Source organism: Hoeflea sp. (assembly GCF_984452065.1).
Map to the genome: position 1 here is coordinate 1 of NZ_CFHWAF010000098.1, position 17347 is coordinate 17347.

Annotated in this window: 15 protein-coding genes; 8 read left to right on the forward strand and 7 right to left on the reverse strand. The window is 61.6% G+C overall.

What is annotated here, in order from left to right:
• The 3 genes from AC5E6N_RS17060 to AC5E6N_RS17070 all read left to right on the forward strand — a co-directional run.
• The coding region (locus AC5E6N_RS17060) for a ClpXP protease specificity-enhancing factor SspB (RefSeq protein WP_491748944.1) at window positions 1-369 on the forward strand (369 nt) is incomplete at its 5' end.
• A gap of 1 nt (window position 370) precedes the next feature.
• Window positions 371-583: a DUF4169 family protein gene (locus AC5E6N_RS17065; protein ID WP_491748945.1), complete on the forward strand. Its 213-nt coding sequence runs from the start codon at window positions 371-373 to the stop codon at window positions 581-583.
• Window positions 580-798 carry a ribbon-helix-helix domain-containing protein gene (locus AC5E6N_RS17070; protein ID WP_491748946.1) on the forward strand — a complete coding sequence of 73 codons (219 nt, stop codon included), beginning with the start codon at window positions 580-582 and terminating at the stop codon, window positions 796-798. The genes AC5E6N_RS17065 and AC5E6N_RS17070 overlap by 4 nt, the downstream gene beginning before the upstream one ends.
• 51 nt (window positions 799-849) lie before the next feature.
• On the opposite strand, the gene AC5E6N_RS17075 is transcribed toward AC5E6N_RS17070, so the two are convergent.
• Entirely contained in the window at window positions 850-4740 is a 3891-nt protein-coding gene (locus AC5E6N_RS17075; RefSeq protein ID WP_491748947.1) for an AsmA family protein, read from the reverse strand.
• 172 nt (window positions 4741-4912) lie between these two features.
• Window positions 4913-6316: an FAD-binding oxidoreductase gene (locus AC5E6N_RS17080; RefSeq protein ID WP_491748948.1), complete on the reverse strand. Its 1404-nt coding sequence runs from the start codon at window positions 6314-6316 to the stop codon at window positions 4913-4915.
• A 120-nt stretch (window positions 6317-6436) separates the two neighbouring features.
• Here AC5E6N_RS17080 and AC5E6N_RS17085 point away from each other — a divergent pair, with 120 nt between their 5' ends.
• From AC5E6N_RS17085 to AC5E6N_RS17095, 3 genes are all read left to right on the forward strand, one after another.
• Window positions 6437-6916, forward strand: a complete 480-nt coding sequence (locus tag AC5E6N_RS17085; RefSeq protein ID WP_491748949.1) for a thioesterase family protein — start codon at window positions 6437-6439, stop codon at window positions 6914-6916.
• Between the two features lie 7 nt (window positions 6917-6923).
• Window positions 6924-8561, forward strand: a complete 1638-nt coding sequence (locus AC5E6N_RS17090; protein WP_491748950.1) for a chloride channel protein — start codon at window positions 6924-6926, stop codon at window positions 8559-8561.
• Window positions 8562-8660: 99 nt separating this feature from the next.
• Complete coding sequence (locus AC5E6N_RS17095) at window positions 8661-9713, forward strand: serine/threonine protein kinase (RefSeq protein ID WP_491748951.1); 1053 nt, start codon at window positions 8661-8663, stop codon at window positions 9711-9713.
• A 29-nt stretch (window positions 9714-9742) separates the two neighbouring features.
• Here AC5E6N_RS17095 and AC5E6N_RS17100 read toward each other — a convergent pair whose 3' ends face one another.
• Window positions 9743-10309, reverse strand: coding sequence for a class I SAM-dependent methyltransferase (locus AC5E6N_RS17100; RefSeq protein WP_491748952.1), 567 nt, complete (start codon window positions 10307-10309; stop codon window positions 9743-9745).
• Between the two features lie 234 nt (window positions 10310-10543).
• Window positions 10544-11932 (reverse strand): DUF3179 domain-containing (seleno)protein, encoded by a 1389-nt coding sequence (locus tag AC5E6N_RS17105; RefSeq protein WP_491748953.1) that lies wholly within the window; start codon window positions 11930-11932, stop codon window positions 10544-10546.
• Window positions 11933-12189: 257 nt separating this feature from the next.
• Here AC5E6N_RS17105 and AC5E6N_RS17110 point away from each other — a divergent pair, with 257 nt between their 5' ends.
• Window positions 12190-12531 (forward strand): hypothetical protein, encoded by a 342-nt coding sequence (locus tag AC5E6N_RS17110; protein ID WP_491748954.1) that lies wholly within the window; start codon window positions 12190-12192, stop codon window positions 12529-12531.
• Window positions 12532-12609: 78 nt separating this feature from the next.
• Here the strand turns inward: AC5E6N_RS17110 and AC5E6N_RS17115 are convergent, their stop codons facing one another.
• The 3 genes from AC5E6N_RS17115 to AC5E6N_RS17125 form a co-directional block, all read right to left on the reverse strand.
• On the reverse strand, window positions 12610-13041 hold the full coding sequence (locus AC5E6N_RS17115; RefSeq protein WP_491748955.1) for a GFA family protein: 432 nt from the start codon (window positions 13039-13041) through the stop codon (window positions 12610-12612).
• Window positions 13042-13239: 198 nt separating this feature from the next.
• On the reverse strand, window positions 13240-13977 hold the full coding sequence (locus AC5E6N_RS17120) for a DNA/RNA non-specific endonuclease (protein WP_491748956.1): 738 nt from the start codon (window positions 13975-13977) through the stop codon (window positions 13240-13242).
• Between the two features lie 146 nt (window positions 13978-14123).
• Entirely contained in the window at window positions 14124-14576 is a 453-nt protein-coding gene (locus tag AC5E6N_RS17125; RefSeq protein WP_491748957.1) for a hypothetical protein, read from the reverse strand.
• Between the two features lie 120 nt (window positions 14577-14696).
• On the opposite strand from AC5E6N_RS17125, the gene AC5E6N_RS17130 reads away from it, so the two are divergent.
• Window positions 14697-17168, forward strand: a complete 2472-nt coding sequence (locus tag AC5E6N_RS17130; RefSeq protein WP_491748958.1) for an ATP-dependent helicase — start codon at window positions 14697-14699, stop codon at window positions 17166-17168.
• Window positions 17169-17347: the final 179 nt, after the last annotated feature.

The following is a 17347-nucleotide window of genomic DNA, read 5'->3' on the forward strand; positions in this document are numbered from 1 at the left end:
GTCATCCAGCATCAGTTCTGGGATCTGAAGGTCACGGAAAGTTATTTCGAAATCGGCCTTTCCTTTTCCGACAAGCCGGAGAAGCTGCATATTCCATTTGCCGCGATCCGCGGGTTCTACGATCCTTCGGTGAATTTCGAGCTCGAGTTCGACACGGCGGCGACGGAGAACGAGGATCAGCCCTCGGCCGAGATCGCAGACTACCTTGACACCGTCGAACAACAGCCGGACGTGGAGACGGGACCGGAAGCCGAACCGGCCGCGCCGGAGCCCGCGCTGACGGCGGACATGCCGCAAGACGGGGAAGACGAAAACGACAAGGCGAGTGCGGACGTCGTCTCGCTCGACGCGTTCAGGAAGAAGAACTGACGTGCCGGCTGATCTGGTCAATCTGCGCCAGTTCAGAAAACGCAAGGCGCGTGCGCAAAAGGAAAAGACGGCTGAGCAGAACCGAATTGCCCACGGCCGGTCAAAAGCCGAAAGGGAGCTGACCGCCAGGCTGAACGATCAGGACAGCGACCGGCACGCGCAAAAACGCCTGGACAAGCCGGGCAAGCGCGCGCCCAAGCCGTCCGGTCAATGATCCGCAAGCGCTCCGTCACCATCCGCGGTCACAGGACCAGTTTCTCCCTTGAAGACGAGTTTTGGCAGGCCTTGCGGTCAATTGCGGCGGATCGCGGGCTCCCGCTGTCGGCATTGATCGTCGAGATCGACAAAAAACGCGGCCCCGAGGAGAACCTGTCCTCCGCATTGCGGGTCCATGTGCTCAAGCACCTGCAATCCGGCCGGGCGGATTGATCCGGGCCCTCTCCAGCACCCCAGACCGTTTCATTGTTGTCTTGAAGCGGTTTAATTGTTGAGAGCGTCGAAGTTGAGGATGCGCAGCGTGCTGCCGCCATCCTGCGCGCCACGCTCCGAGGGCACCGGCAATCGGGTCACGCTTCCCGCGCCGCCCCGGGTGCTGCCGGCACGCTCACCGGCCTGTCTCACGGCGTTTTCCAGTTGCAAAATGAAATCGTCCGACCCAGGAGCCGTCGAGGCTTCTCCCCTCGAAAGCCTGTCCGCAGCCTGCTTCGCAGCGCGCAATTGTGCTTCTTCAAGTTGCCGGCGCTGTTCTTCTTCCTGCGCGCGCAGCGCCGCCTCTTCGACCTCCAGTGCCGCCCGCCGTTCGGCCTCCAAGGCGGCAAGACGTTCCTGTTCCGCCCGCTCCGCCTCATTGGCCGCTCGCTCATCCAGTTCCCGCTGGCGCCGCTCGATGGCGTCCCGGTATGCCCTCTCCTGTTGCTTGGCCAGCAGTGCCTCGCGTCGCATGCGCTGATTTTCAAGAACCACCGCCTGCAGGATTTCGACCCGCCTGCGCTCACGCTCGAAGGCTCGGAGCGAAAGGAAATTCGCCAGTTCCGCGACATCGATCGTGCGGTCCGGCGCACCGACCGGCCCGAGGAAGGCAAGGCTGATGGCCGGCACCGCCCCGGTCAGGGCGGCATCCTCGGGATCGAATTCGATATCGAAACGGGCATCGACCGCCGCTTCCTGAAGGTTGAAACGGGCTTCGCCGCGCACGCTGGCGCCCGAATCGTCGAGCGCAATATTGGGCATCCTCAGCGTGCCGGCCGCCATGGTGAACGGAACGGCCATATTCTCGGTAAAAAAGGTTCCGCCGGAGACGGTCGCATCCGCCAGGACACCCACGCTGTCGCGATCCGCCTCAAAGCCTTCCGTATCCGCGGCGGCCAGGATCGCGGCAAGAGATTCATTTTCAACACCGACGATCTCGAGACCGTTTGCCTGAATGATTCCCGATCCCGACAGCGATGAAACGACGTCCTGGACAGTGCCGCCGGCACCCTCGAAAGCCGCCGACGCGTCGAACGTTCCCGTGGCGACCGGAAACCCGTCACGTTTCCACACGATGGAGGCGATATCCGCACCGGTCACCTGGAACTGCCCTGACAAAAGCGCCGTCGCATCGCGATTTGCCAGCGTCAGCCCGCCGGACAGTTTCCCGCCGAGCCAGTCGGCATTGATGTCGCGCCACTGCAGCTCATTGTCTTTCAGGACCAGCTTGCCGGACCACCCGGCCGCCTGCGGCCCGAAATGCAGCCGGGCGGTCTGCGCCGTCAGGTCGAAATCGAATTCCAGATTGTTTTGCAGCGGCGGCAGGAACCGGGCGTTCGACCAGTCCGCGGTGCCGGACGTCGTGGTGCCCGGCCCCAGCATCAGGTCGGCAAGATAGGGAAAGTCGATCTCGGAGAGTTTCAGCTCGCCGCGCAAATCCGCGATGTCAGTGCCGCGCTCGACAAAAACACGACCGGCGAAATCCCCGTCGCCCGCCACACCTTGGAGATTTTCAAGCAGATAGGCCCGCGAACTGGTGAGCACGTCGGCGCTCAGCCGGGCCGGCAGGGTAAGGCCCGGATCCGTCAGATTGAGCCCGTTCATGGCAAGATACGGTGTCAGGTCGTCCGAATTGAACTGCAGCTTGAAATCGCCCTGGAGGATCCGGTCGCCGTCCTGCCACCCCTTTCCGCGCGCCGAGAGCTGGGTATCGGGCGCATCATAGGCGAAGGAAAATGCAAGTTCCTGCGACGGGCTCCCCTCCACCCTGAGATCGAGCGCCGCCGGTCCCGGCAGATCAACGGGCAGGCTGTCGACGCCCAACTGTGCAAGCAGCGCCCTCGGCTCGGTATTGCCGATATCGGCCGTGATCGAAATCTGGCCGTCGTCCAGGGGCGCGAAGGCATCGTCCCGCTCGACGAGAACATTGAACCGGCTTCCGCCGGTGCGGCCGCGGATACGCGAGGAGAGCGAGGTCCCCCGCCTCACGCCCGGAGCAAATCTCGTTTGAACATCGATCGCCGTTTCGCCGAAAAGGGCGGCGTTGGCGCGCAGGTGATCAAGAACCGGATGCGCCCCGCCGAGTTCGGACAAGAGCGTCAGGAACCGGCCGCTGCTTTCTGTCATCACGCTGACATCGACATCGCCCACGGGAGCCGTGAAGACATTCTCCAGCCTGCCGACACCGGAGACGGACGCACCCGCGAGATCGTTGATCGTCAGCCGGTCGATATCGAGCGTGCCGCCCTTCAGACGAAGCGCGATATCCGTATCGTTGGCGGTGAAGCCCGAGGCGAGGAAGCGTTGCGCGCTCAGCCGGGCGCTGACATCGTGGCCCGCCAGCCGGCTTTCCTGATCGTCTCCGATGATGATGCCGGCAAACGCCCTGAGCGCATCAAGGTCGACCTCGTCGCCGTCCAGAACCAGCGACATGGAAGGCCGGCCCTGGATCGGCACGACCCGTTCAAGGCGGCCCTTCAGGATCGCCGGTCCGACGGCAATCTCAAGCTGGTCGAACCGCTGCAACCGGGTCGACAGATCCACCCGGGCCGAAAGGCCGGCCGCCTCAAGCCGCCGGATTGCGGGATCGACGCTGTCCGTCAGCCAGGAGGCAAAACCGGAAGGCTGATTGGAGGCGACGATCACCTCGCCGGAAAAGCCGAATGCCGCCCCGACGCCAAGGCGGCCCGAGGCGAGAAATTGCGTGCGGCCGGGCAGTTTCGCTTCCACGCGGTCGATTTTCCACGCCTCGCCGTCGGGTGTCGCATCGATCATCACGTCACGCACCGTCGTGTCGCCGGCGAGGATTGCCGGAAGCGCCACGGAAACCCTGCCGGGCATCTGCGGCACCGGCGCCAGCGACAGCAACCTGCGCATCGACGACAGCCTTTCACCGAACGAAATGGCGCTGACCTGCTCGTCATCCTCGTCGCCGGCCATCCGCGTCAGATTGAGCTGCTGGCCGTCGGCGATCAGCAGGAACTCCGGATTGCGGCCGGTATCGAACGTTGCTTCGCCGGATATGATATACGGATCGCTGGGCAGTCCGGTCTCCAGCCGGTAATCCTCGATCCTCAAGCGCTCATTGTTCAACTCGAATATGCCGGTGGCGCGCGCGTAGATGGGTCGGCGCCCGCTCTTTGCGGTGGCGCCGTTCTCGTCCTTCAATTTGGATGGATCAAGCGCGCGGACCTGGAAACTGCCCTTGTACTGGGGCTTCAGGTCCTCGATACGCAGATCCCCTTCGAGATCGACGGAGACCGGAAGCGCAACGGGCATGACCCGGGCCTTGAGCCTGATGCGGTTTTCTTCGACACGGGCCCCGGTCGAGAGGGTGAAATCGGCGCCGTAACCGTCGACCGTCGCCGATCCCTCCATGTTCCACGGCCCGGCAATCGATTTCGCCGACATGCGCATATCGAGACTTTCGATACGGTGCTCACGGCCGTTTTGTTCGTCGATGACGACGGCATTGCCGCCGGTAACGGTGATATTCTCCAGTGTAAGCGTATTTCCCGGCAGGGTTTTCTGGCTGCGCAAAGCCCAGTCCAACTCGCCCGTCGGCGAAAGGCGGACCGTTGCCTGCGGATTTTCGATACGCATGTCGAAGATGCGGATTTCACCGCTCAGAAACGGCGCCAGCTCCGCGTCCATCGAGAAGCGGTCGACCGTCATCATGGGGCGGCCGTCCTGCCCTTCCCCGACCACGACATTGTCGAAAGAGACCGAAGGAAACGGCAGCAGGCGCGCATCCGCCTCGCCGAGAACCTGCACCTTCTGGCCGAGAATCCGGCCGGCCTCTCTCTCGAACTCCTGCCGGTAGCTTGACCAGTCGACAAAGTAAGGCCCGATCAGCGCGGCAAACAACGCCAATACAAGCAAACCACCGAAGAATACGAACAAGCGAACCAGGGTTCAGGACCTTCTTTCCACGCAAGGAACAGCAGTTACGGCGCGACCGCAGTTGTCCCCGTGCGCATAACCGCGGTTCATTTTACCAGGCATATTATACGGCTTATCCGGTTCCGTCATGACAATTTCACGGCATCGGCGCGTGTGCCGCTACCGGCATGCGTCAAAAAATCTTCCCGGGGTTCATGATGTTGTCAGGATCGAGCGCCGCCTTGATCTGCCGCATCGTTTCGAGCGCATCGCCCATCTCGTCGGCAAGCGCCGTTTTCTTACCCTGCCCGATGCCATGTTCACCCGTGCATGTGCCGCCCATGGAAACAGCACGTGCGTTAAGCCGGGCGACAAATGCCTCGGCACCGTCGATTTCGGCGGAACTGCCTTCGTCGAGAAGCAGCGTGACATGGAAGTTGCCGTCGCCCACATGGCCGACAATCGGCGCTTCAAAGCCGCATTCGGCAATATCTTCCTGGGTCGCGTCGATGCACTCGCTGAGGCGGGAGATCGGAACGCAGACATCGGTGGCAATGGCCTTGGCGCCCGGCCTTATCTGCATCGCCGCAAAGTAAAAATTGTGGCGCGCTTTCCAGAGCCTGTTGCGCTCTTCCTGTTCGCCCGTCCAAATGAAACCGCCGCCGCCGAACTCGGCTGCGATCTCGCCGAACATCTCCGCCTGCTCCGCCGCCGATTTTTCCGTGCCGTGAAACTCCAGGAAGAGCGCCGGCATCTCCGGGTTGTTGAGGCCCGAATAGGCGTTGGTGGCCTTGATGGACAGCGCATCGAGCAATTCGATACGGGCGACGGGAATGCCCATCTGAATGGTCATGATCACCGCATTGACGGCATCGCTGACCGACGGAAACGGGCAGACGCCGGAGGTGATCGCCTGCGGAATGCCGAAAAGCCGCAGCGTCACCGACGTAATCACGCCAAGCGTTCCCTCGGATCCGACAAAAAGCCGCGTCAGATCGTATCCGGCCGACGATTTGCGCGCCCGTGTCCCGGTCGTGATGTGCCGTCCGTCGGCAGTCACCGCCGTCAGCGACAGGACGCTGTCCTTCATTGTGCCGTAACGGACCGCATTGGTTCCCGACGCGCGTGTCGCCGCCATGCCGCCAATCGACGCATTGGCGCCGGGATCGATCGGAAAGAACAGGCCCGTGTCGCGCAGATACACGTTCAGGTCCTCGCGCGTCACACCCGGCTCCACAACGCAATCGAGGTCTTCGGCGTTGACGTCCAAAATCCGGTTCATGCTCAATGTGTCGATGCAGATCCCGCCGCGCGGCGCATTGACATGGCCTTCAAGCGAGGTTCCGGTGCCGAACGGAACGATCGGAACCTTGTGATCCGCGCAGATACGCACGATTTCCTCCACGTCGGCGCCGCTGTGCGCAAAGACCACCGCGTCGGGCAGTTGTTCGGGAATATAGGTCGTCGTATGTGAATGCTGCTCACGCATCGCCCGGCCGGTGTTCAGCCGTTCGCCGAAGCGTTGTTTCAAAACGCCGATTGCCGCGGCGATGCCCTCTTCGTTGCGCGGGCCCGCGCTCGCATCCGATAGTACCATAGGCGGTGAACTCCCCAGCCGTTCAGATCTCTTTCATCCTTTGGACGCAGGATGCCTCTTGTGGCCGCAGAATGAAAGAGTCATGTTGCTGAATTAGGGACCGAAATCAGGGAGATGGGGATGAGCCTGCCAGCGCCGTTCATCGCGCCCGCGGCACAGATCGAAGCCGGATGGATCGATTACAACGGCCACCTCAACATGGCCTACTACAATGTGCTCTTCGACCGTTGTGCGGATCATGCTTTCGAAACCCTCGGCCTGACACCGGATTACGTGAAGCAAAAGGGCCTGAGCTTCTATGTCGCGGAAATCCACGTGTGTTATCTGCGCGAACTGCATCTGGGCGACAGCACGACCGCAACATTCCACCTCATCGACTTCGACGAAAAAAGACTGCACGTCTACAGTGAATTGCGACATGCCGACGGGTGGGTTTCGGCAACCTCCGAGGCCCTCTATCTGCACATCGACGCATCGGGACCGAAGGTTGCGCCCATGCCCGGCGCGATGCTGGAAAGGGTCAAGGCGATGTATCAGGCGCATGCGGCCCTCGACCGTCCGGAGCGGGTCGGACGCAGGATCGGCATAGGAAAGACATAAGCCAGCCATGCTGCCCGATTTTCTCCGCAACCTGCCGACACAGATACGCCAATGGGTGGCGCCGAACATCCGCAGTTTTACCAGCGAACGGCAGCCGCGGCTCTGGTTCCTGTCGCTGGCGATCGGGGTCGGGGTCACCATCGCGGCGATCCTGTTTCGTGAGATGATCGGCATTGTGCAGCTATTGTGGCTGCGCGACAGCAGCGAGCGCGTCATTTCGGCCGCACGCAACACACCCTGGTATCTGATCTTCCTGGCGCCGGTCGTCGGCGGTCTCGTCGTCGGGATATTGCTGCAGGTGCTGATGCCGCAGCGGCGCACCCTTTCCGTGGCGGATGTGATCGAGGCCCGTGCCCTGACCGGCCGCAAGCTCGGTCTTCGCGACGGCCTCAACTCGGCGATCATCACCGTGATCTCGCTGGGTTCGGGCGCCAGCGCGGGACGCGAAGGCCCGGTCATTCATCTCGGCGCGACGCTTGCCAACCATACCGCCCGCCGCACCGATCTGCCCGAATGGTCCAAGCGCACGCTGCTGGGCGCCGGGGTTGCCGCGGCCATCTCCGCGAGCTTCAACGCCCCCGTCGCCGGTGTGCTCTTCGCCCATGAGGTCATCCTCGGCCATTTTGCGCTGCGCTCCTTTGTGCCCATCGTCATCGCCTCCAGCGGCGCGGCGATCATCTCGCGCGGCTGGTTCGGCGAGTCCGCGGCTTTCGTTGTGCCGCAATATCACGTCGCTTCCTACTGGGAGTTTCCGGGGTTTGCGCTTCTCGGTCTCGTCGCCGCGATCGTCGCGATTGCCTTCCAGTTTTCACTGTTCTCCGCCGATTTCCTGGCTCGCAAGATCACCATGCCGCTGTGGCTGCGGCCCGTCCTCGGAGGCATCGCCATCGGCGGCATGGGCGTTTTCCTGCCGCACATCCTCGGCGTTGGCTACGAGGCGACCGATCTTGCATTATGGGGAAGGCTGCCGCTCTACCTGATGCTGATCCTCATCGTCGCCAAGACGCTGGCGACCGCCATTACGCTGGCATCCCGCTTCGGCGGCGGCGTCTTCTCGCCGGCGCTTTATCTCGGCGCGATGACCGGCGGCGCCTATGGCATCATCGCGGCCAATGTGTTTCCGGACCTTGCTTCAAGCCCGGCGCTCTATTCGATCCTCGGCATGGGGGCTGTCGCCGGCGCCGTATTGGGCGCGCCCATCTCCACGACACTGATCGTGTTCGAGCTGACCGGCGGTTATGAACTCTCCATCGCCCTGCTTTTGACCGTTGCGATCGCCCACGGCATCAACCAGGCCATTCACGGCCGCTCCTATTTTCAATGGCAGCTGGAAATGCGCGGCCTGTTCGTCCAGGCCGGGCCGCACCGCGCCGTCGGCAGCAATGTGCGGGTGATGGACTTCATGACCGCGCTGGCGCCCGATGAAGCCGAGCAGACCTTCGATTCCGAACGCGGCGTGCCCGCGCTGAAGCCGACCGACACGCTGGACACGGCGCTGCGAACCTTTGACTCGGGCGGTCATGCGCGCCTGCCGGTCGTCGACGAGGTCGGCGGAACCACCATTGTCGGCTGGGCGGATCAGGTGCAGGCGCTTGCCTATTTCAACAAGCGGCTGATCGATGCGTCCGAGGAAGAGCATCGTTAAGGCGCAGTCCTGCGGTTCGAATTCTATTCTTCCCCCGTTGCCTCCCGCCGCCCGATCGCCTAGACCCGGTCACGCCCGGTTGGGGCGGGATCGGGAAAGATGGCCGAATTTATCTCAGATACGGTTTTCAAGCGGGACGCGTTCTCCGAAACACGGGCGGGGCATTTTGCCGATCGCCCTGACAAGCGCGTCGCCCGCCGCATCGTCACCGCCTCCCCCCTGTGGTCGAGGCCGCTGGCCTGGTTCCTGGCCCGCCGGGAAATAAGAGCGCTGCGGGCGGTTTCCGGCATTGCCGGCACACCCGACATCATCGAGGTCGACGCCGACGGGCTGTTCCGGTCCTGGACCGACGGCACGCCGCTGCATCTTGCCCGGCCGCAATCGCCGCAATGGTATCGCGACGCGCGGCGCCTGCTGCGCGATATGCGCCGGCGCGGCATCACCCATAACGATCTGGCAAAACCGCAGAACTGGCTGATGCTGGCCGACGGCAACGCGGCCGTCATCGATTTTCAGCTTGCCTCGCGCCACCGCCGGAAGGGCCGGCTTTACCGCATCATGGCCTATGAGGACCTGCGCCATTGCCTGAAGCAGAAACGGTCCTTCGCCCCTCATCTGATGACGCCGACGGAAAAGCGCATCCTGGCGCGCAAATCCCTACCGTCCCGTATCTGGATGGCGACCGGCAAGAAGATCTACAATCTGATCACCCGGGGCATTTTCTCCTGGTCGGACGGAGAAGGCACGGGCGACCGCATCGACCGCGAGGGTCCGGCAATCCTTGACGCAATCAACGCCGATCCGGCGGCGAAGGCGGCGGCGCTCGCCCTTTATCCCCTGCCGCGCAAGGGCGTCGGCATTTACGCCTTTGTCGAAACAGCGACTGATGAAATCGATCTGAGTTCCCTCAACGCGGCGGTAAAGGCCCGCGACCCGGATGCCGGGGTCGATCTCGCACAGGCGGTCGCCGCCCTGCCGCGCCGCGAAGACGGCACCGTGCGCGACGACATTTTGCGCCTCATCGCCATGAACCAGATCACCGAGCTCGACGCGCTGCTTACCCGCGAACCCGGTCTCGCCCCCGTCATCAGGCCCATCATCGACGGCCGCCTCAACTGGACCGACCGTCGGATTTCGCGGCTGGAGAAGTAGGTGTCGGCAAACCGGCGAGGGTCGCTGGATCAACTTATTTCATCTGATCGACGATAAAGGAAAACACCTTTCTCCCTGCCCTGCTCGATGAAGAGGCCGGATCGCTGAATGGCGGTCGGTACACCTGCGGTGGTTGGAAACAGCCAAACGGCCATCGTACCTCGCACTTTAAGTACCCTGTGCATTTCAGGTAAAAGCCGGCCTAGCGGCAGTGTCGGAAATGGCACGACGCCAAACAGGAGAACCACGTCAATACTCGCGGTATCGAGCGCTGATTGCAATGCATCCCGCCTCACAGCTTCGACATTCTCAAGGCCGGCGGCCTGCGCTTTTCTCCTGACAGCATCGACAAAACCTTCAACGGGATCCATTGCAATGACTTTTCCGGATTCGCCTACCATTTTGGCTGCCGGAATCGTGAAAAAGCCCGAACCGCATCCGACTTCAAGAACGGTCTGCCCAACTTGGAGATGAGCGCCCTGGAGAATATTTTCCGGATTTTGTAGCCAGCGCCGCAATCCACTGTCCCAGACTGCTGCCGGGAACTTATAAATTATGTTCAATATGCGCGAGGTTTCGAGTTTTTCCACATCCATTTTTTGCTCGTGCCGGGTTCCGGTTGCAGGAACGCTCCTCGATTGCTCGATCCGTTGCGGTTTGTCACCCCAATGCAAACGTCGTATTCGGGTCGCGGGATACCTTGCGACATGGCATTTCCAATGTCCACAAAGGGCCTAGAGCATCGGGCGATCATGGCCGTCCGGCACGACGACACGCTTTGGGCCGGCGCTGAGACCGGCCCATTCGCTCACATCACCTGAAAGGATACGCTACTGCGGCCAGAGCGCCGTGCCGGGATGGAACTGCGACCAGGCGAACCAGAACGCCTGGTGGCTGCCGAGATCGGAGCCGTCGGCGTCGACCGCGCGGATGCCGCCGCCGTCGAGTTCGAGACGGACATTCTCGAAGGCGATCTCTTCACCTTTTTGTAGGGCGACGAAGGCCTTGCTGCGCTGGAAGGCCACAGGCTTGCCCGAAGCCGTGATCGCCCCGATGACATCCTCATGAACCGGCAGGCGCGGATCGACGTCGCCGACCGGAAAGATCGGGCCGTCGGCGTCCCTCGTATTGCGGAAATCAGGGTCGCGGCCAAGCGCATAGCGCTCCTTCAACACCGTTGTGTCGGGGTGCGCCTTCTTCCACCGCCCCCAGTCGGTCGTCACCACGGTTGCCTGCCGAAGCTTTATCCCGCGCTCGGCAAGCGGCCCGGTGACCGCATGACCGAGAAACGTGTCGAACACCGAATAGGTATTGAGGTCGTACATCACCTTGTTGGAGCGGATGAGGAGGCCCGATGTGCGCAGGATCGGCCGCTCCACGCCATCCGGCATCCGGTCGGTGAAATAGGCCTGAGCGGCGCCGCACAGTGTGCAATAGGGAATACCGAGGTCGCGTCCGCCGAGCGTGTCGTTGACCATCTCGCGCACTTCCATGATACGCCGCGGATAGGCGCGGGATTGCCCGTTCACCGTGATCCCGAAGACGACGTCGTCATCCTTGAGCCATGTCGCTTCCTCCGCGCCGATGACTTCGGGGTTGTCGGCGGCGGGAATGCAGTTGCAGCGGTCATCGGTCTTGTCGTGCGCACGGTTGTCGATCAGCACACCGCCCCAGGACACCATCCGCCAGTCGATATCGCCTTCAACGAAGATCCGGTCCCAGCCGGGGATGATCCCGGTAAAAATGGCCCGTTTGACGTCCAGATAGCCGGGCGGCGCCGGGATGTCCCAGGCAATGAGATGGTCGGTCAGCGTACCCCATGCATTTTGAGTTCCGAGGTCCTTGCCGAGCAGTTCGGAAGCGGCGGCCACCAGCATGGCGTTCAGCTGAATGGAGGACGCAAACCGCATCAGGTCGCTGATGACCCAGCCGATGCGCGGGTCTTTCGACGCGGCGATTTCGGTCAGGGCATCGATCTGGTCCCTGCCCCAGGACGATTGCGTGACGGCATCGACAAACGCCACCTGAACGGCAGTCCGCAGTTCATCCGAAAGCGGCCCTTCCGGCACCGCCGGCCGCTCGCCATAGGCCTCGATCACATAATCCGGCAGCGCCGCGGCGTCCTGAGCCGGCGCGTGCCTTGCCCCGAAGAGGATCAGGACAGCAGTCAAAGCTGCGGCCAGGACGAGGCGGGACGAAGAGGTTATTGCCGCTGTCATATCGGGAGCCTTTCGCGTACCGGTTCCATCGTGAACTGCACGGGGCCAAAGCCCCCGCCCGTTCGTCTTTAAGGCTGCGGTTTCAGCCACACACCGCGACCTTACGGGCGAAAGACAATGGCCCGCCAATCAAAACCGCATCAATGTCCCGTGACCATCCGGGTGCCGGACCGTTCGCGATCAAGGCGAAGTGATTGGGGGATGCAATCAGGTCTTGCCATCCAGCGCGTATGCGTCTGCCTCTTGTGATCACCCTCATGATCGTTATCGCCGTTCCCGCCGCCGCCGGTGACCGCGCCGTCTTCTACGGCACCTGGGGCACTGCCAAACAATGCGCACGCGCTCCGGTCAAACCGGTCGGAACGGTCCTTTCGGAACCCTTTGTGATCGGCCCCGAATGGTTGCGGCAAGGCCGGTTCTGGTGCCGCCTCAGATGGGGCCCGATTGAGCCCCGCGAGAACGGGGTCTTCACCGGCGCGGACGCCCTATGCGGCGAAGACGCCACCCGCGGTTATTTCCTCGGCATGATCCTCAACGGCGGTGACCTCACCCTGCGCTGGGACTTTCCGCTGTCAAACGGCCCGCTCAGGCGCAGCTGAAGGGTGGCCTCGCTTCGGTCGCGGGCGATCGTCCGGGGCTGCTCGTTTTGAGAGCGCGTATCCCGGCGTCCCCCACCCCTATTGTGCCTCGTAGTCGCTGAGGTCTTCCGGCGCATGAAGCAGAATGCCTTCATATTTCGGAAGATCGTCATTCATTTGAAGCCAGGGAAGCTTGCTCTCGAAATTGACGTGGAATGTCGGTTCGAAATCGCGCGGGTTTTCCAGGGACGCGGCGTAGAGATGCATCCCGCTGGGGTAATGGTCCGCTTCAAACCCCATTGGGGAGCCGCAAATGCCGCAAAAGTGCCGCCTTACACCTTTGGAGCTCGCATATGTCTTCGGCGCCTCGCCCGACCACCGGAAGTTCCTGATCGGAACGCCGAGCCACGCGACCACGGGCGCAGCGCAATTGCGGCGGCAGTCGTCGCAGTGACAATAGCAGGCCCAGGTGACCTCGCCGTCGAACTCCCAACGCGTTTTTCCGCAAAGGCAATGGCCGCGCTTTGTCATGATAGCCTCAAGGTGTTGCCACAGAGCATCCGCCGGGCGTGCGCCGGGCTTCGGCGTTCTCGTTCAAATGTTGTTGTGCCCGATCTTTGGTTCCGAGACAGGTCCGAAGGAACAAAAGTGCCGTTCCGAATACGACACATCTCGTATGGTCCACGGGGCCTCCCGTTCATTGGAAACCGCTATTCGATGCGGACCTGTTTACCACATTTTTCCTTTACTGCTTTTGCTGTCATGCAAATCACCCCCCGCGACCCTGTCCCAAAAACGACCACCAACAAGCTGTTCAGCGTCGTATGTGACGACAAGGTAGTCTTCCAGGTCCCCATCAAGCTTTTCGTTCTTCATTTCAAACGTCCACAGTTTAAGCCGCCCGCGAATGTCTTCGGTGAGCACGCTCTTGACGAATGCATGAGGAATAGGGACGCTTATTCCATAGTCTTCTTCGTTGTCCTCAATCACCTCAATGGCCTGCCCGAAATAGAACACAGGAGCCGTGAGAACGTATGTTTCAAGGACTTCCGCGGTTTCATCCAGTCTCCTGATTTCCGCCTCAAGATCTTTCCAGATCCCGCGATTGAATTGCGGGACCTGCGGGGACATGTTGGAAAGCAGAAATGTTTCGCTGTTTTGTATATACTCCAAGTCCTGGTTTGCGCTTGCCACCAAATGGCCACGATCGAATCCGCTGTCTTTATAAGCTCCCAATCCTGCACGAAAGCGTTTTGGTATTCTCAAGTCAGCCCGAAAGTAGTCGTTTCTCTCGACATCATCCAAGTCATGGACGTTGTCCGCCTCTCTATTGATGATTTCCAGGGTCCATTTTGGCTGACGAAAGTACCAGGAATAGCCAATCGTAAAAAACCTGTTGGTCAGGATCTGGTCACAGTTGGGAGCCCCGTAACGAAGCTCTGGCTGAATTTGAAACGGATTGTCCATGATCACCCCTTTCGCATTGTCATTTCAGAGAAAGACAACTGCAATAATGCCTAGCCTCTCCATTCAACCACAGAGTGCAGGACCTCGCAACTAAAAACAATGCAAAACACGAAACCGAAGCAGGCATCCGGCATCAAAAACTGAACTCACCTGTCGTCATCGCTCCCCGCCTCCAACAGACGGCGAACACGCTCGACAAGCGGCAAGGCTTCGATCATATCCGGCGCGGAAACGGTTCTGGCCACATCCTCAAATCGCTGATTGAGAGCCTGCGTCGCAGTAAGCCATGCGGCGCGGCCGGCATGTGTCAGGCACAGGCCTTCCCGACCGGTCGCCTTGCCGACAAAATCGAGCGCCTCAAGCCGGTCGATGGACTGGGCCGCTTCGCTTTCCGCAAGGCTGAGGCCCCGGGCAAGCTGCCCCGCCGATGGCTGCGCCCCTTGACGCGCAATGCGATCGAGGACGGCGAAATCCCCCGCCCCCAGACCATCCGGCAAAGCCTCTGCCGCGATGCGGCCGCAGCAGCGTGCAACGGCCTGTATTTCAGCAAAGAACCGCACAATCGCGCTGTCGGTCGAATGGCTCTCGAAATCACTCATCAATCCAGATCCTCATGCGTCCGGCAAACATAGCCGCTGTTCGAACGATTCAAGAACAAAATTGCGGCACAGCCTCATTGGTTGCTGGCCTTTCGCGCCCGAATCACTACATTGCAAGGCATGGCCGGCCCGGACGAAGACATACCTTTTTTTGGCGAAGACAGCAGTGCGCCCTCACCTGCGGGCAGCGGCATTGCCGCGCGCGCCATGGCGGCCCGCAACAAGACCGACGGCGCTGCGCCCTATCTTGAAGGCCTCAACCCGGAACAGACGCGCGCGGTCGAAACGATCGACGGGCCGGTTCTGGTGCTTGCCGGTGCGGGCACGGGCAAGACAAGGGTCCTGACGACGCGCATCGCCCATATCCTCGCCACCGGCAAGGCCTATCCGAGCCAGATTCTCGCCGTCACCTTCACCAACAAGGCGGCGCGCGAGATGAAGGACCGCATCGGCGTTCTTGTGGGCGGCGCCGTCGAGGGCATGCCCTGGCTCGGAACCTTCCACTCCATCGGCGTGCGGCTTCTGCGCCGCCATGCCGAACTCGTCGGCCTCCGGTCCGATTTCACCATCCTCGACACGGACGATCAGGTCCGGCTCTTGAAACAGCTGATCCAGGCCGAGGGGCTGGACGACAAGCGCTGGCCGGCCCGGCAGTTCGCCATGATGATCGACGGCTGGAAGAACAAGGGCTTCGGGCCGGCGGACATTCCCGAGGGCGATGCCCGCGCCTTCGCCAACGGCAAGGGACGCGAACTCTACGAGGCCTATCAGGACCGCCTGAAGACCCTCAACGCCTGCGACTTCGGCGATCTTCTGTGCCATCCGATCCGTATCTTCAAAAACCACCCGGATGTGCTGAAGGAATATCACGGCAGGTTCCGCTACGTCCTCGTCGACGAGTATCAGGACACCAACACGGCGCAATATCTGTGGCTGCGCCTCATCGCGCAGGGCTCGCACAATGTCTGCTGCGTCGGCGACGACGATCAGTCGATCTACGCATGGCGCGGCGCGGAAGTGGACAATATCCTTCGCTTCGAGAAGGACTTTCCGGGCGCCGTCGTGATCCGGCTCGAGCGCAATTACCGCTCCACGGCCCATATTCTGGGCGCGGCCGCGCATCTGATTTCCCACAATGAGGGCCGTTTGGGCAAAACCCTCTTCACCGATCTGGCCGATGACGATCATGACAAGGTCATGGTGCATGCGGCCTGGGATTCGGAGGAGGAAGCGCGCGCCGTCGGCGAAGAAATCGAACAGCTTCAAAGGCGCGAGCACAAGCTCAACGACATGGCGATTCTCGTGCGCGCCTCCTTCCAGATGCGCGAATTCGAGGACCGGTTCGTCACGCTCGGTCTGAATTACCGCATCATCGGCGGCCCGCGCTTTTACGAGCGGCTCGAAATCCGCGACGCCATGGCCTATTTCCGCGTCGTGTGCCAGCCGGCGGACGATCTTGCCTTCGAGCGCATCGTCAACACGCCGAAACGCGGGCTCGGCGAAGCCGCCATCCGCCAGTTGCACGATTACGCCAGGGCGCGCGATATTCCGCTTCTGAAAGCGGCATCGGACCTCGTGATAACCGAGGAGATGAAGCCGCGCCCGCGCAAATCCCTGACCGATGTGGTCGAGAACTTCCACCGCTGGTCCTCGCTGTTGGAAAATACGCCGCATACGGAACTTGCCGAGCAGATCCTTGAAGAAAGCGGTTACACCGCCATGTGGCAGAACGACCGCTCCGCCGATGCGCCGGGTCGGCTGGACAATCTGAAGGAACTGATCCGCTCGATGGAGGATTTTGAATCCATGCGCGGCTTCCTCGAACATGTCAGCCTCGTCATGGACGCCGAACAGAACGAGGATCTCGACGCCGTCTCCATCATGACGCTGCATTCGGCCAAGGGGCTTGAGTTCGAGACCGTGTTCCTGCCCGGCTGGGAGGAAGGCCTGTTTCCGCATCAGCGCGCGCTCGACGAGGGCGGCCGGTCAGGGCTCGAGGAAGAGCGCCGCCTCGCCTATGTCGGCCTGACACGCGCCAAGCGCAATTGCCACATCTGGTTCGTTTCCAACCGCCGTATTCACGGGCTCTGGCAATCGACCATTCCGTCGCGTTTCCTCGATGAACTGCCGTCCGAGCATGCCGATGTCGCCGAAAGCGAGACGTCCTATGGCGGCTATGGCGCAACCGGCGTCGGCGGCGGCTACGGCGCGTCGCGGTTCGATGAAGCGGAGCCCTTTTCCGGCGGCTATGACACGCCGGGCTGGCGCCGTGCCCGCATCAACCGCAACGAGGCGACACGGCAGAACTGGGGCTCACGCTCGGGCCATGCGGTCGAGCGTATCGGCTATGGCGAAACGGATTCCGGCTATGGAGCCGGCCGCACCTCGGTCAAGAACCGCACCATTGAAGGCGAACTCGTCGCCCGTTCCGTCGCCGACGGGCCTTCGGCCTTCAGCATCGGCGACCGGGTCTTCCACCTCAAATTCGGTAACGGCAACGTCGCATCGATTGACGGAAACAAGCTGACCATCGATTTCGACAAGACCGGTCAAAAGCGCGTTCTCGACAATTACGTCGAAAAAACAAAGTGATCGGCTGACCGGCAAAGCGCCGCGCGAAGGCTGTTTCCACAACGGCGTGCCGTGTCACAAACCTGCAGTGATTATGGACACATAGTCCCGCCGGGATTAGAGTATCCATTTTGATCAAGTATTGATGTGGTGCCATTTTCGCTGATCTCTCAACAGTGCATTTGCAAGGATAATCATCT

Coding starts and splice junctions, on each gene's coding strand:
- AC5E6N_RS17110 (WP_491748954.1), top strand. CDS start 12,190: ATGATCGTTATCGCCGTTCCCGCCGCCGCCGGTGACCGCGCCGTCTTC.
- AC5E6N_RS17080 (WP_491748948.1), bottom strand. CDS start 6,316: ATGGTACTATCGGATGCGAGCGCGGGCCCGCGCAACGAAGAGGGCATC.
- AC5E6N_RS17105 (WP_491748953.1), bottom strand. CDS start 11,932: ATGACAGCGGCAATAACCTCTTCGTCCCGCCTCGTCCTGGCCGCAGCT.
- AC5E6N_RS17090 (WP_491748950.1), top strand. CDS start 6,924: ATGCTGCCCGATTTTCTCCGCAACCTGCCGACACAGATACGCCAATGG.
- AC5E6N_RS17100 (WP_491748952.1), bottom strand. CDS start 10,309: ATGGATGTGGAAAAACTCGAAACCTCGCGCATATTGAACATAATTTAT.
- AC5E6N_RS17115 (WP_491748955.1), bottom strand. CDS start 13,041: ATGACAAAGCGCGGCCATTGCCTTTGCGGAAAAACGCGTTGGGAGTTC.
- AC5E6N_RS17120 (WP_491748956.1), bottom strand. CDS start 13,977: ATGGACAATCCGTTTCAAATTCAGCCAGAGCTTCGTTACGGGGCTCCC.
- AC5E6N_RS17085 (WP_491748949.1), top strand. CDS start 6,437: ATGAGCCTGCCAGCGCCGTTCATCGCGCCCGCGGCACAGATCGAAGCC.
- AC5E6N_RS17095 (WP_491748951.1), top strand. CDS start 8,661: ATGGCCGAATTTATCTCAGATACGGTTTTCAAGCGGGACGCGTTCTCC.
- AC5E6N_RS17130 (WP_491748958.1), top strand. CDS start 14,697: ATGGCCGGCCCGGACGAAGACATACCTTTTTTTGGCGAAGACAGCAGT.
- AC5E6N_RS17070 (WP_491748946.1), top strand. CDS start 580: ATGATCCGCAAGCGCTCCGTCACCATCCGCGGTCACAGGACCAGTTTC.
- AC5E6N_RS17125 (WP_491748957.1), bottom strand. CDS start 14,576: ATGAGTGATTTCGAGAGCCATTCGACCGACAGCGCGATTGTGCGGTTC.